The organism is Sinomonas atrocyanea (assembly GCF_030812675.1).
GTDB classification, from domain to species: domain Bacteria; phylum Actinomycetota; class Actinomycetes; order Actinomycetales; family Micrococcaceae; genus Sinomonas; species Sinomonas atrocyanea_B.
In genome coordinates, this window is the sequence record NZ_JAUSTE010000011.1 from 1 (window position 1) to 14224 (window position 14224).

The 14224-nt window shown below is 64.8% G+C and carries 13 protein-coding genes; 9 read left to right on the forward strand and 4 right to left on the reverse strand.

What is annotated here, in order from left to right:
* Positions 1–468: 468 nt before the first annotated feature.
* Positions 469–1101 carry a DUF4230 domain-containing protein gene (locus J2W20_RS14635; RefSeq protein ID WP_307007599.1) on the reverse strand — a complete coding sequence of 211 codons (633 nt, stop codon included), beginning with the start codon at positions 1099–1101 and terminating at the stop codon, positions 469–471.
* Between the two features lie 64 nt (positions 1102–1165).
* Complete coding sequence (locus tag J2W20_RS14640) at positions 1166–1765, reverse strand: hypothetical protein (RefSeq protein ID WP_307007428.1); 600 nt, start codon at positions 1763–1765, stop codon at positions 1166–1168.
* A gap of 108 nt (positions 1766–1873) precedes the next feature.
* Between J2W20_RS14640 and J2W20_RS14645 the strand changes: the two genes are divergently transcribed.
* Genes J2W20_RS14645 through J2W20_RS14655 form a run of 3 tightly spaced genes read left to right on the forward strand, consistent with a single transcriptional unit; the run spans position 1874 to position 5599 of the window.
* The gene (locus J2W20_RS14645; RefSeq protein WP_307007429.1) at positions 1874–3298 is read left to right on the forward strand and encodes a type ISP restriction/modification enzyme; all 1425 of its coding nucleotides are present in this window, start codon (positions 1874–1876) and stop codon (positions 3296–3298) included.
* Between the two features lie 14 nt (positions 3299–3312).
* Positions 3313–4023 (forward strand): hypothetical protein, encoded by a 711-nt coding sequence (locus J2W20_RS14650; RefSeq protein WP_307007430.1) that lies wholly within the window; start codon positions 3313–3315, stop codon positions 4021–4023.
* Positions 4024–4030: 7 nt separating this feature from the next.
* The gene (locus J2W20_RS14655) at positions 4031–5599 is read left to right on the forward strand and encodes a GmrSD restriction endonuclease domain-containing protein (RefSeq protein ID WP_307007431.1); all 1569 of its coding nucleotides are present in this window, start codon (positions 4031–4033) and stop codon (positions 5597–5599) included.
* 396 nt (positions 5600–5995) lie between these two features.
* Here J2W20_RS14655 and J2W20_RS14660 read toward each other — a convergent pair whose 3' ends face one another.
* Both J2W20_RS14660 and J2W20_RS14665 read right to left on the reverse strand, forming a co-directional pair.
* Entirely contained in the window at positions 5996–6409 is a 414-nt protein-coding gene (locus J2W20_RS14660; RefSeq protein WP_307007432.1) for a PIN-like domain-containing protein, read from the reverse strand.
* 6 nt (positions 6410–6415) lie between these two features.
* On the reverse strand, positions 6416–7081 hold the full coding sequence (locus J2W20_RS14665) for a DUF433 domain-containing protein (RefSeq protein WP_307007433.1): 666 nt from the start codon (positions 7079–7081) through the stop codon (positions 6416–6418).
* Between the two features lie 251 nt (positions 7082–7332).
* Between J2W20_RS14665 and J2W20_RS14670 the strand changes: the two genes are divergently transcribed.
* Genes J2W20_RS14670 through J2W20_RS14695 form a run of 6 tightly spaced genes read left to right on the forward strand, consistent with a single transcriptional unit; the run spans position 7333 to position 14223 of the window.
* Positions 7333–8676 (forward strand): cytochrome P450, encoded by a 1344-nt coding sequence (locus J2W20_RS14670; RefSeq protein ID WP_307007434.1) that lies wholly within the window; start codon positions 7333–7335, stop codon positions 8674–8676.
* A gap of 29 nt (positions 8677–8705) precedes the next feature.
* Positions 8706–9821 (forward strand): PEP/pyruvate-binding domain-containing protein, encoded by a 1116-nt coding sequence (locus J2W20_RS14675; protein ID WP_307007435.1) that lies wholly within the window; start codon positions 8706–8708, stop codon positions 9819–9821.
* Positions 9822–9857: 36 nt separating this feature from the next.
* Positions 9858–11780 (forward strand): PEP-utilizing enzyme, encoded by a 1923-nt coding sequence (locus J2W20_RS14680; RefSeq protein WP_307007436.1) that lies wholly within the window; start codon positions 9858–9860, stop codon positions 11778–11780.
* Entirely contained in the window at positions 11773–12555 is a 783-nt protein-coding gene (locus tag J2W20_RS14685; RefSeq protein WP_307007437.1) for an SDR family NAD(P)-dependent oxidoreductase, read from the forward strand. The genes J2W20_RS14680 and J2W20_RS14685 overlap by 8 nt, the downstream gene beginning before the upstream one ends.
* 44 nt (positions 12556–12599) lie before the next feature.
* On the forward strand, positions 12600–12923 hold the full coding sequence (locus tag J2W20_RS14690; RefSeq protein WP_307007438.1) for a 2Fe-2S iron-sulfur cluster-binding protein: 324 nt from the start codon (positions 12600–12602) through the stop codon (positions 12921–12923).
* A gap of 1 nt (position 12924) precedes the next feature.
* Complete coding sequence (locus J2W20_RS14695) at positions 12925–14223, forward strand: NAD(P)/FAD-dependent oxidoreductase (protein WP_307007439.1); 1299 nt, start codon at positions 12925–12927, stop codon at positions 14221–14223.
* Position 14224: the final 1 nt, after the last annotated feature.

The following is a 14224-nucleotide window of genomic DNA, read 5'->3' on the forward strand; positions in this document are numbered from 1 at the left end:
CGGGCAGGGACTTCTGTCCGGTAACCCACGAATCTGCGTGAGCGAGGCCCCGGCCCGCAACCACCCACTAAGGCGGCCACTCCATACCGTCTAGGGGGTCCCGAAGCCGTCCATGATCCGCCCGACCAGCAGCGGAGCCAGGCTCGAGCCGGCGCGCAGCCACGCGCTGCCGAAGCCGGTGCCGATCGCCTGCGGACGCGTTGGGTACGAGCACGCGGGTCCCGCGAGATCGCGGCGGGCGCCGCCGATGAGCCGCTGGGCTCGATCAACGGCCAGCCCGCCTCATCGCATCGGCAGCGGATGCTGGCGCCCACGCTCATCCCGCGCACGTCGACCGGACGGCCATCGAGACGGGCCGACGGTCCTGCCCAAAGCCCCGTGCAGGACGCCACAACCTAGCCTTTAAATGTGCAGATGCGGGGCTGTCCGGGAATCCGCCCCTGGCAGGCAGCTCCGGCGTCGCAATGGCTATCTGGACGGGTCGTCGAGGAAGGTGGCTTCCAGATCGAGCGAGGTGAGCATGCCTTTGAGCATCGCCTTGGTGTTCTCGCCAGCCCGCTCCCGCAGCTCGGACTTCTCTGCGGCGTCGGTCAGCTTCGTTTCAGCGAGCGAGTAGAACTGCGACTGCTGGGGCGGTTCGAGCGCATCAGCGATCCGGTCTAGAACACCCCGGTCCTGCGAGAACACGTAGGACCGGCGATGGTCAAGGTTGGGCTTGTCGAGCTGTGGCTTCGGCAGCCGCACGTTTACGGACTTACCGTCCGCGGACAGCGTCAGGTCCCCTTCCTTCAACCCGGTCAAATCGACGTAGGCATCCACTGTGCCGGCGGCGACGAAAAGCGTGCGGCGTCCAGCGACGACCCCCAAAGCCCCTGGCATGCCGCCATCCTGCACATCAACCACCGTCTCGAAGTTGCCCACCGCCGCGTGGTATCGGCTGGTGTTCTGGATTGACTTCAGCAGCGCCGGCTGGCTCCGGCCAGTTCTACCGAGGTGGAACGGATTGACGCCGAATGCGTTCATTGCGAGGACCCCGGCCAACACGGTCGCGAGGACGCCAGCCACAAACAACCCAGTTATTTTGAGCACACGTGCGATCATCAGCACTTCCCCTTTCCGCCCCCTATTGGGCCGTGTCAAGATGCGTGAATGGCGCGAACCCGCCCTACTTGGCCGGGTAGCTCCACTCCCAGCCACCTGTAACGGCGATCGACTCAAAGATCAACGTTCCCCTGCCCGCGGGGACGTCGAACGCGATCTTCCCGGTCGCCTTTTCGCTGGGGCCCATTTCTTGCGGAAGCTGGCTTGCGGAGTCCAAGCACCCATATGCAACGGGGTCGCCGTTGACAGTCGTGCCATTCTCAGCAATCGCTTTCCACGACAGAGTCGTGAAGAACTTCTTGTTCGATAGCTCGCGCAGTGCGGCCGTTGTCTCAACATCAAGGTCCAGCGTGATGATCTGCCCATTCTTGGGTTGGTAGTACTGGCAGGCAACTCCCTCAGAGATCGACTTGACCGTGAATTTCACCGCGTGCGAGCCTGGCGTTCCGATCCATGCGGGCTCCCCCACCTGCTTGATCAGGTTCCCGCGTACGCTCGTCGGCCGAGGCGTGCTGGTCAGTGTCGGTGACGATGTTGGTCCTGCCGGCGCGACGCTCTGGGCTGCCGCGGGCGTTGGGCTGGTCTCCGCCGCCGGGGCTGCGGATCCGCAGCCCGCGAGCAGACCTGCGAGTACGCACGTCAGAACCACAAGATGCTTCTTCATTTGAGTGTCCCCCTCATAGATGCGATGCCCCTCCCCCAGGGCCCTGCTCATCATAGGGACACGCTCCGACATTCAAGCATTTGGTCCTGATCGGGCAAGATATCTCCCATGGGGTCTACCGATTTCGCGAGCGTGTTCGACCAGCTGTACTACTCGGCCACCGACGAGCGGGACAAGGGCGCCAAGTTCGAGCGGCTCGTGAAGCGGTACTTGGAGTTAAAGCCGAAGTACGCGGACCAGTTCTCGGACGTGTGGCTGTGGAGCGACTGGCCCGGCCGGAACGGGCACGTGGACACGGGCATCGATCTGGTGGCCCGCGACCGGTACACGGGCGAGCTGACAGGCATCCAGGCCAAGTTCTACGACCCGGCCCGCCAGCTGGACAAGAAGCACATCGACTCGTTTTTCACCGCGGTGGGCAAGGTCGACTTCGCCCACGGCATGGTCGTGACCACAACCGACCACTGGTCCAAGCACGCCGAGGAGGCGCTCGAGGACCAGTCCAAGGACATGCAGCGCATCCGCCTGCAGGACTTCGCGGACTCGACGATCGACTGGTCGGCCTTCGACGTGGACCGCCCGGAGGAGATGCGCAAGTCTCCGGCGAAGCAGCCGCGGAAGTACCAGCGGGAGCTCAACGAACGACAGTACCGACTGCGGTCTATCTTCCCAAGGAAGGGATCCCACAACCTCGGCTTCTACGCCAATGTCGGCGGAACGAACATTCCATTTTGCACGCTCGCGATCACAACGATTCCAGATCTCAATTTCTACAGCCAAGGCGGTCAGTTCTTCCCGCGCTACACCTATTCGACCCCCGCGCCCGGCGAGGCCGACCTGCTCAGTGGTCTCTCGCCGTCGTCCGAGGGGCCGGAGCGGATCGACAACATCACCGACGCTGCCCTGGCCGACTACCGCGCGGCGTACGGCGCGGAGGTGACGAAGGACGACATCTTCTTCTACGTGTACGGGCTCCTGCACTCGCCCGAGTATCGGGAGCGGTTCGCCGCGGACCTGAAAAAGATGCTCCCGCGCATCCCGAACGTCCCGAGCGTGGGGCGGTTCCGGCAGTTCGCGGAGGCGGGCCGGCGGCTGTCGGAGCTGCACATCGGGTACGAGGACGTCGAGCCGTTCCCCCTGACGGAGGTCGAGACCGGGCTCGGTCTGGAGACCGACGCGTACGTGAAGTACGCGGTTACGAAGATGCGCTACGGCGGGAAGTCGGGCGCGTGGGACAAGACCCGCGTGGTCTACAACGGGCACATCACCCTCGAGGGCATCCCCGAGGACGCCCACCGGTACATGCTCGGCTCCCGCTCGACGATCGACTGGATCCTCGAGCGCTACCAGATCAAGACCGACAAGGCCTCCGGCATCGTCAACGACCCCAACGACTGGTCCCGCGAGCACCACCAACCCCGCTACATCATCGACCTGCTCAAGAAGATCGTGACCGTGAGCGTGGAAACGAACCGGATCGTGGATAGGCTGCCCGCGATGGCAAGTATCCGCGTTGAGCCGCGGCAACGCTGAAAGGGCAAGAGCTCGTGAAGCCTCTCCGAGAACTCCTCTCAGGACTGATGACTTGGGTTGCCATCAGCATTGCAAGCGGCCTCGCTCTCACGCTTTGGTCTGCATCCATTACGAATCCGTTCTGGCAGCCGCTACTCGCCGCAGTCGGATCTACCGCCATATCGATCTCTGGCGCGCTACTAATTACTGAAGTGATCCTCAAACCGCTATACGTTCGGGACGTTCTCGACGTCGCCAGGCTCAGCAGCGAAGTATACGGTTCGGGCCTATCATCAATCACTCGTGCCAACAAACTCAGTTGGGAGAAGTATCTTTCCGGCACCGGAGATATCAATATCGCCGTGAGTAATCAAGCTCTCTTGAACGCCGGGGCATGGCAGCAAATCGTAGAAGATGTGCCACGCAAAAAGCGCCAAATAAACATTTTCGTCCCAAATACAGACGGCGGCAAGGAAATTGCAACGCATCTAGAATCATCATGGGGCCGCAACGAGTGCAACACGGGCGGTTCAATTCTCAAGATCGTACCTCTTGACTCCGTTACGCAGGGAATAATCGTAGTCTGCGATTCATTCACCGTTGCTTCTATAGCGGAGGACCCGTCATACGATAACCCACTCGTTGTTGCATTCAGGCAGAGCAACGGCAACGCGGATGACTCAACACTCAGGCGAGGAATCGAACGAATGACCGGCTCTGACATATCTCCACTCTTCGAAGGATGAGATTCTATTGGCAAATAAGCGTACGACCATAGACGATCCCGATCTTATCGAACTATTGGATGGGATCGATCAAGGTCTCATTGGCCTTCCCAACTTCCAGCGCGACTTCGACTGGAGCGACAGCGACATCCGTGCCCTACTCGCGACTGTTCTCAATGGATGGCCAATGGGAAGCCTCCTCCTCATTGACGGTGATAGCCAAAGCCGCGATTTCTATGATCCTCGACACTTTGAGTTCGCGCCCAAACTCCGGGGCACGCCCGAAATGATAGTACTGGACGGGCAACAAAGGCTCACATCTCTCTATTCTGCACTTTATGGAAGGTCTGAATCAGTTCATGCGGTGCGCTGCCGCCCAGGGATGCAGTGGGGTGATATTGATTCACTAGACTCGGCTATTACCACGTTCAAACGAACAATCTGGGAGGAGAAATACCCCTCACCCCGGGAACAATGGAGAAGCAGACTTATCCCAGCTACCGCCCTGAGATCGGCCATCGATTTTTACGCGTGGCGGGATCTTGCGGTGGATGATGAACGCGAGAGAGACGAGATAACCGAGATATATCGATCCCACCTGTCTGGTCTTTACAGGTATAGGATTCCGGCGCTTGTCGTGTCCAAAGGTACACTACCAGCGGCGGTGGCGCGCATATTTGAACGAGTAAACAAGACCGGTCAGCAGCTCGGAACATTCGACCTCATGGTAGCCAAGTCATTCACGTCGAACTTCAACCTTCGGGTGAAATGGGATCAAGCGAAGGAGCTGTACCCTGCGGTCGGCGCATTCTATGGGGAAAATGGGCTTGCACCGCTCCAGGTTATCTCGATGCGATACCAGGAAGATATCAGAGCGTCCCGCGTCTTAGGCCTATCTGCGGTGACAATACATGATCATTGGGATTCAGCCGTTGCTGCGTTGGATTCCGCGATTCGGTTCTCCATGGATCATTTGGGGATACGGACAGGATCGTGGCTCCCCTACCCCAACATGATGATAGTCCTCGCAGCTTATGCATGGTCAGGGGAATCATTCAGACATGCTTTGATTCTCAAGAATTGGTTCTGGGCATCTTCCTTCACAGGTCGTTACGCTGTGGGGTCAAACACCGTCGCAGAATCGGACTACAAGAAATTGTCGGCAGGCACATGGCTGGCTGATGGGATCAGAATTGACTGGCCCACGCTTCGTGATTCAACCAAGCAAGCCAGCGGAGCTATCCATCGCGCATGGCTGTGCGCCGTCGCGGCAGGGGCCGGGAGGCAACTCGGCCAGACTCTAGAAGTCCCCATTCCGCGTAGCGTTCTTCCTAGAAATGCTTGGGCACCTGATGGGCCAGCCCCTCACCTGCTGACGCTTGGATTTGTCCTGGAAACAGAAACCCGAGAACTTTTAAGCTCCAGGATGCAGCCTCAAGAAGCAGTTGCTGCAACAGGTATCAATAATTCGGTCAGTCTTCTTCGATTCCTGCGGGATCGGGCTGAGCAGCTCGTTTCCTTCCTGAAGGAGGAATGCAGAATCCCGGTAACCCTCATCGATAGTGAACTATATGAGATCGAAGGTCATACCGACTGATCATGGTTCCGCCGATTGAAGTAATCTTCGCGAACGCGACCCTCCGCGCCAAGGAGGCGGTCATGTCCGACGAGCCGATCGAGCGCCGCATGGTGATCGGATACGAAGTCATTGAGGGCGCCTGCGGCTGCACCGACCGCGGCCTCCCTCGCAAATGCGGCCCTTCGCATCTCCCGACGAACCGCGAAGAGCCCCTTGTTTCGAGAGCACGACGACCAGTTCGTCATTGCTTAGTCCCACGACATGGAAGGCCGTTGCCAACAAATTCCTGCCAACGATGGAACCGGGTCCGAGTAATTGGATGCTAAGAGGCAGACTACTGCCGGTAAGAAAGACTGCTGTGATGAACCAGCAATCTTCTCCCATCCGTCCATTTACGGCACTCCGGGGCGTGAGTCATAGAGGCTCGATCGTTGGCTGACGCGAGTGGCGCCCGGTCACCGGCCGCAGCCTGTAGAGGTGTGGCTCAGAGTGCGAGTCAACGTCGTCGAAGAAGTACGGAAGCCCGAGGGTGACCATCGCGAGCTGGGAGGCTAGACCGTGGGTGCCGGGCTCGTTGAGCTGCGGCACTCCGATCCAATGGAGCGAGCATCGCCGCAGCGCTGTGCGCTCCTCGTCCCTCACTAGCTGGTTCGCATCCTGCGTGATGATCGCGTCAAAGTCCAGCGTCTGGAGCGTCTCGAACAGCTCGATGTCCTCCACGCCGCCGAGGGACTCCTGCTGCGGCGAGCGGAACTGGTGGCGCCGGTGGAGCTTCGCGAGAGGTTCGCCAAGTGCCGGGAACAGGTTCTGGTCTAGGTAGAGCTTCAACGTCGACTAGTCCCCCTGGAGACGCCGAACCGTACCGTCGAAGTTGACTGCATCGATGGCGGCAGCGGCTGAGACGCTCGGGTAGAACTCGTGGACCTCGTCAGGCGCCACTGAGCCGTCCTGCAGCAAGAGCGCGATGTTGTTGTACGGGATGCGGGTGCCCGAAATAGTCGGCCAGCCGCCCATTCGCCTCTCGCGCACCTCAAGGTTCGGGCGCGGCCTCCGGAAATCGACGACGATATCGCCCTGCATATTCTCGAACGGCGCGAGCACGTCCTCCATGGTGCCGAGCAGCTCTTGGCCCTTCCGCGTAACGAGGTCGGTGATGCTGTCGTCCTGCAGCAGGAGGATGCTCCCGTGGTCAGCGACGAGCTTGTAGGACGCGGGGTGGTCCGTGAGGTCGTAGTCACGGAGCGACGCCATTGCACGTCGAATCTTCTGGAGCGACACGTGCCGACGTAGGCGCACGAAGGTCCGGAGGGCGAGGACGTCCCGGAAAGAATAGAGCACCCTCGGGTGCTGCTGGACCTCGGGGCGCAGCAACTCGGTACTCCGCCAGCTTCGCAGCTGGGCGACCGACGCGCCGCTCAGGACCGACGTAAGGTCTGTGGGAAACGCGATGGCACTCTCCCCCTCCGCCAAGTAGCCTCTCGCGAGAAGGATGTCACACACTGCGAGAAATTGCTGTATCCGGCGTGGTGAGAACGTAACTCGCAATCACCGAGCCGGCAGGACGCGCGCATCCGCAGGGCAGCTCAAAGCCTATAGTCCTGCATGGGCTAATGGACCACCGTTAGGTCGAAGCAGCTTCCACTCAGTGGAAGGCGACCCAGCACACTTGTCGGTGATCAGGACCACACTGGGACAAGACGCAGAGGCCCGGCCCCCCGCCGCGCCGAAGGCCACCAGATCAAGGAGTGCTGATGTCACTGGAGACTCAGGGAACGGGCTGCCCGTTCGGGTTCGGCGCCCAGGCGGGCACCGACACGGGGGCGGCGCCGGCGAGCGCCGGCCACGCGCCGTCGGCCGCGCACAACGCCACCCACCACGGCTACGAGCCGTTCCAGATGAAGAACCCCTTCCCGGCGTACGCGACTCTCCGCGCCGAGGAGCCTGTGATGTACGACGAGCGGATCGACCTCTTCGTGGTCACCCGCTACGACGACATCAAGGCCGTCTTCGACGACTGGGAGACCTTCTCCTCCGAGAACGCCCAGGCCCCGGTCCGCAAGCGCGGCCCGCAGGCCACCCAGATCATGAACGAGGGCGGCTTCACCGCCTACTCGGGCCTCTCCGCCCGCATCCCCCCGGAGCACACCCGCATCCGCGGCATCGTGCAGAAGGCCTTCACGCCGCGCCGGTTCAAGGTCCTCGAGCCCTTCATCCGTCAGAACGTCGCCGAGCGCCTGGACGCGATGATCGCGCGCGGCCAGGATACGGCCGCCCACCACGGCGAGATCGTCAAGGACCTCGCCTACGAGGTCCCCACCATCACCATCCTCACGCTCATCGGCGAGGACCTCGCCAAGCTGGACGACTACAAGCGCTGGTCCGACTCCCGCGCCGCGATGACCTGGGGCGACCTCTCCGACGAGGAGCAGATCCCCCACGCCCACAACCTCGTCCAGTACTGGCAGGCCTGCCTCGCGCTCGTCGCCAAGGCCCACGCCGAGGGCGGCGACAACCTCATCGCCGACCTCGTCACCGCGCAGAAGGACGGCGCCGAGATCTCCGACCACGAGATCGCCTCGGTGGCCTACAGCCTCCTCTTCGCCGGCCACGAGACCACCACCACGCTCATCTCCAACGCCCTCCGCCTCCTCGCGGCAGACGAGAAGACTTGGCAGAAGCTCGTGGAGGACCCCAAGAAGATCCCGGGCGCGATCGACGAGGTGCTGCGCTACTCCGGCTCGATCGTCGCCTGGCGCCGCAAGGCCCTCAAGGACGCGGAAATCGGCGGGGTGAAGATCCCCAAGGGCTCCGGCATCCTCCTCGTGATGGGCTCCGCCAACCGCGACGAGTCGAAGTTCGAGGACCCCGAGACCTTCGACATCACTCGCCCCAACGCCCGCGAGCACCTCTCGTTCGGCTTCGGCATCCACTACTGCCTCGGCAACATGCTCGCCAAGCTCCAGGCCAAGATCGCCATCGAAGAGGCCACGGCCAAGCTCCCCCACTTCACCGTGGACGACCCGGAGAGCATCGAGTTCCGCGAGAACCTCTCCTTCCGCGTCCCCGTCTCCGTCCCCGTGAGCTGGACCGAATGAACGCGCCGACCACAACCATGGAGCAGACCATGCAGGACACCCACTTCCAAGACACCGAGTACATCCAGTTCTTCGACGGCGGCACCGAGCCGACCCTCGCGAACCTCGGCGGCAAGGGCGCATCGCTCGTCACGATGACGTCCGCGGGCATGCCCGTCCCCCCGGGCTTCGTGGTCACCACCGCCCAGTTCGACGCGTTCATGGCCGAGAACCAGATCACGGAGAGGATCCACGCGCTCCTCGCCGGCCTCAACCCAGAGGACGTCGCCGAGGTCGACGCCGTCTCCGCGACCATCCGCGCGAGCATCGAGGAGTGCCCGGTCCCGGCCGAGGCCCGCGCGCAGACGGTCGCCGCCTACGAGGCCCTCCAGTCCCGCTTCGACTCCCCCGTCCCGGTCGCCGTCCGCTCCAGCGCCACTGCCGAGGACCTCCCCGATGCCTCGTTCGCCGGCCAGCAGGACACCTACCTCTGGCTCGAGGGATTCGACGCGGTGGGCGAGCACATCCGCAAGTGCTGGGCCTCCCTCTACACCTCGCGCGCCATCATCTACCGCCTCAAGAACGGCATCCCCAACGAGGGCCTGTCCATGGCCGTGGTGGTGCAGAAGATGGTCAACGCGAAGGCCTCCGGCGTTGCCATGACCCTCGACCCCACCAACGGCGACCGCTCCAAGATCACCATCGACGCCTCCTACGGCGTCGGCGAGATGGTGGTCTCCGGCCAGGTCACCCCGGACAACATCGTCCTGGACAAGGTCACCCTCGCCCTCGTGGCCGAGCACCTCGGCGACAAGCACGCCGAGCTCGTCCCGGACGCCGCCACGCGCCGCCTCGTGGAGCGCGAGGTCGACGCCGAGCGCCGCTCCCGCCGCTGCCTCACCGACGCGCAGCTCACCGCAGTCGCCACGCTCGCCAAGCGCGCCGAGAAGCACTACAGGACCCCGCAGGACATCGAGTGGGCCCTCGACGCCGACCTTCCCGACGGCGAGAACCTGCTGCTCCTGCAGGCCCGCCCCGAGACCGTCCACTCCTCCAAGCCCGCCACCGCACCCCAGCCCGTGGTGAGCCAGAGCGCGCAAGCCGGCGCCGCGCCGTCGTCCGCCACCGGCGGCTTCAGCTGGGGCTCCATCAAGCTCACCGCCTGACCCTTCCGTTCGCCCGAACAAGCAGAGGACACACCAATGTCGATGAAGTCCTTCCCGAAGCCGTCCGAGCTCCCGGTCCCCGCCGGAGCCGAGGGCTGGGAGAAGCTGTACCCCTACTACCTTGTGTTCCAGGACAAGCTCAAGGAGCAGGAGGACGCCAAGTTCTGGTTCTGCGACAGCCAGCACTGGCCCACCGTCTTCAAGCCGTTCGAGACGATCGGCGGCGAGTTCGCGGTCAAGTGCCTGGGCCAGTACAACGCCCGCCACCTCATGATCCCCAACGCGAACGGGATCGAGTTCCGCATCCATCTCGGCTACCTCTACATGAGCCCCATCCCGGTGCCGGAGGACCAGATCGCCGCGCGCGTTCCGGACTTCGAGGAGCGCGTGGGCTACTACTTCCAGAACTGGCCGCGCCTGCTCGAGCAGTGGCACACCAAGGTCAAGGGCACCATCGACGAGATGGAGAGGATCACCTTCGCCAGGCCCCCGGCCATCGTCCCGATCGAGGACATCCACTCGGGCAAGGCCAAGGACGGCTCCGAGGTCCTCCTCGACAACTACGACCGCCTCATCCAGCTCGCCTACCAGAACTGGCAGTACCACTTCGAGTTCCTCAACCTCGGATACATCGCCTATCTGGACTTCTTCAATTTCTGCAAGCAGGTCTTCCCGAACATCCCGGACCAGTCCATCGCCACCATGGTGCAGGGCGTGGACATGGAGCTGTTCCGCCCCGACGACGAGCTCAAGGGCCTCGCCGCCCTCGCCGTCGAGCTCGGCATCCAGTCCGCCTTCGAGAACGCGGACGATGCCGACGCCACCTTGGGCGCGATCCGCGCCTCCGCCGGGGGTGACCACTGGATCCAGCGGTGGGAGGAAGCCCACGAGCCGTGGTTCAACTTCACCGTGGGCAACGGCTTCTACGGCCACGACAAGTACTGGAACGAGCACCCGGAGATCCCGCTCAACTACATCAAGGACTACATCGCCCGGCTGGACGCGGGGCAGGAGATCCTCCGCCCGGTCGAGGCGCTCATCGCCGAGAAGGAGCGGATCGTCGAGGAGTACCGCGAGCTGCTCGAGGGCGACAACCTCGCCGCGTTCGACGCCAAGCGCGGCCTGGCCGCCCAGTGCTACCCGTACGTGGAGAACCACAACTTCTACATCGAGCACTGGACCATGGGCGTCTTCTGGCGCAAGATCCGCGAGCTCTCCCGCGTCTTCCATGCCGAGGGCTTCTGGACCGAGCCGGACGACCTCCTCTACCTGGGCCGCAACGAGGTCCGCGACGCCCTGTTCGACCTCGTGACCTGGTGGGGCGTGGGCGCCTCCGAGCCGATCGGCCCGAGCTACTGGCCCGAGGAGATCGAGCGCCGCCGCGCCATCGTGGACGCGCTCAAGACCGCCCGGCCCCAGCCCGCCCTCAACACCCCGCCGGCCTCCATCACCGAGCCGTTCACCCGCATGCTCTGGGGCATCACCACCGAGCAGGTGCAGCAGTGGCTCGGCGAGGGCGAGGCCGTGGAGGGCGGCGGCCTGCGCGGCATGGCGGCCTCCCCCGGCGTGGTCGAGGGCCCGGCCCGCGTGGTCACCGACGCGGACCAGCTCTCGGAGGTCCAGCAGGGCGAGATCCTCGTCGCAACCGTCACGGCGCCGTCCTGGGGCCCGATCTTCGGCAAGATCGCCGCGACCGTCACGGACATCGGCGGCATGATGAGCCACGCCGCCATCGTGTGCCGCGAGTACGGCCTCCCCGCCGTGACCGGCACCGGCTCGGGCTCCACGACCATCCGCACGGGCCAGATGCTCCGCGTGGACGGAACGAAGGGCACGGTGGAGATCCTCGACGCCGCCCCCGCCCAGGCGGTCGTGTCCGGCCCGGGCGCGCACAGCCACGCGCACGGCGAGCCGGGTCACGAGCACGGCGAGCACACGCAGGAGCCGGCGCATGCCTGAGTCGCCCAACCCCACGCCCGGTTCCCGGCTCGCGCTCATCACGGGCGCGGCCGGGGGCCTGGGCCGGGCCTTCGCCCTCGGCTTCGCCTCCCGCGGCTACAAGGTGGCCGTCGCGGACGTGAACGCCGCCGGCGCCGAGGAGACCGCGCAGCTCGTGCGTGAGTCGGCCGTCGAGGGCACCCAGGCCGAGGCCCTCGCCCTCAAGGTCGACGTCACCGACGTCGCGTCCACTGAGGCGATGGCCGCGGAAGCGGCCGAGTTCGGCCGAGGCCGGATCGACGTCGTCGTCAACAACGCCGCGATCTACGCCACGGTGACCCGCAGCCCGTTCGAGGAGATCGACCCCGCCGAGTGGGACCTCGTGATGGGCGTGAACCTCAAGGGCCCGTGGCTCGTGACCCGCGCCGCCAGCCCCTACCTGGGCGACGGCGGGCGCGTCATCAACCTCTCGAGCGCCACGATCTACTCCGGCTCCGAGCAGTGGGCCCACTACGTGGCCTCCAAGGGCGGCGTCGTGGCCCTGACCCGGGTCCTGGCCAAGGAGCTCGGCAAGCGCGGGGTCACGGTCAACGCGATCGCCCCCGGGTTCACGCTCACCGAGGCCAGCTACGGGCTCATGGAGAACGCCGAGACCTACGGCGTGGACCGCGGCTCCATCAAGCGGGCCAGCCAGCCCGAGGACATCGTGGGCGCCGCCCTCTTCCTCGCGAGCCCCGACTCCTCCTACATGACCGGCCAGACCCTCGTGGTCGACGGCGGCCGGCAGTTCATCTGAACCCTTTAGACCACCCTGACACCGATTCTCAGGAGAGCACCCCAATGACCACTACCGTCCACTACACCGACGCGGAGGGCACCGTCCGGGACATCGAGGGACGCCCCGGCGACTCCGTCATGGAGACCGCCGTGCGCAACGGCGTGCCGGGCATCGTCGCCGAGTGCGGCGGCTCGCTCTCCTGCGCCACGTGCCACGTCTTTGTCCGCGAGGACTGCCTCGACGAGCTCCCGCCCATCGAGCCCATGGAGGACGAGATGCTCTACGGCACCGCCGTGGACCGCGAGGAGAACTCGCGTCTGTCCTGCCAGCTCAAGCTCACGGACGGGATGGACCTGTACGTGACCACCCCGGAAACGCAGGTGTGACATGGCTGAGAAGACCGGCCTGCTGATCATCGGCGCGAGCCAGTCCGGCGTCCAGCTGGCCATCTCGCTCCGCGCCCTCGGCTTCGAGGAGCCCATCACCCTCCTCGGCGAGGAGAACCACCGCCCCTACCAGCGCCCGGCCCTCTCCAAGGAGTGGCTCCAGGGCGAGGTGGGCAACGAGTCGCTCATCTTCCGCTCCAACGAGTACTGGGACGAGCACCACGTCACCCTCGTCAAGGACCAGCGGATCACGGAGATCCGGAAGAACCCGGACGGCTCCGGCGTCGCGGTGGCCGCCTCGGGCGCCGAGTTCCCGTTCCAGCGCCTGGCCCTCACGGTCGGGGCGCGGGCGCGGAAGCTCGCGATCGACGGCGGCGAGCTGGCCGGCGTCGTCTACCTCCGCAACGCCGACGACGCCCTGGCCCTCAAGGCGATCGTGGGCACCGCGTCGGACGTCGTGGTGGTGGGCGGCGGCTTCATCGGCCTCGAGGCCGCCTCGAGCCTGAAGAAGATGGGCAAGAACGTGGTGGTCCTCGAGGCCGGGCCGCGGCTCGTGGGCCGCGCCGTAGGCGAGGAGACCGCGCAGTTCTTCCTCGACGCCCACCGGGCCCGCGGCCTCGACATCCGGCTCGGCGCGAAGATCACCCGGTTCGTGCCGGGCTCCGGCGAGGCGGATTCCGTCGCCGGGGCCGAGCTGGCGGCCGATGGTGGTGCCGAGCCCGAGGTCGTCCCGGCGCAGATCGTGCTCGTGGGCATCGGCGTCGTGCCGAACACCGAGCTGGCCGAGCAGATGGGCCTGGCCGTGGACAACGGGATCGTGGTGGACCAGTACGCGCTCGCCTCGGACGGCACCACGGTGGCCGTGGGCGACTGCGCCAACATGCCCAATCCGGTCCCCGGCTCCCCCGCCGGCGAGCGCATCCGGCTCGAGAGCGTCAACAACGCGATCGAGCACGCGAAGGTCGCGGCGTACTCCCTCATGGGCCGGCGTGAGGACTACGCGGGCATCCCGTGGTTCTGGTCCAACCAGGCCGACCTCAAGCTGCAGATCGCCGGCCTGTCCATGGGCTTCGACCAGACGGTGGTGCGCCGGGACGACGAGCGCGGCAAGTTCTCCGTGCTCTACTACCGGACCGGCCGGATCATTGCCGCCGACTGCGTCAACGCCCCGCTGGACTTCATGGCCGTCAAGAACGCCCTCGCCAAGGGCCAGAACATCCCGGCCGACGCGGTCCAGGCCGCCGCGCCGGACGTGCAGCTGAAGACCCTGGCCGTCCCGCTCGCCCCGGCACCCGCCTGAT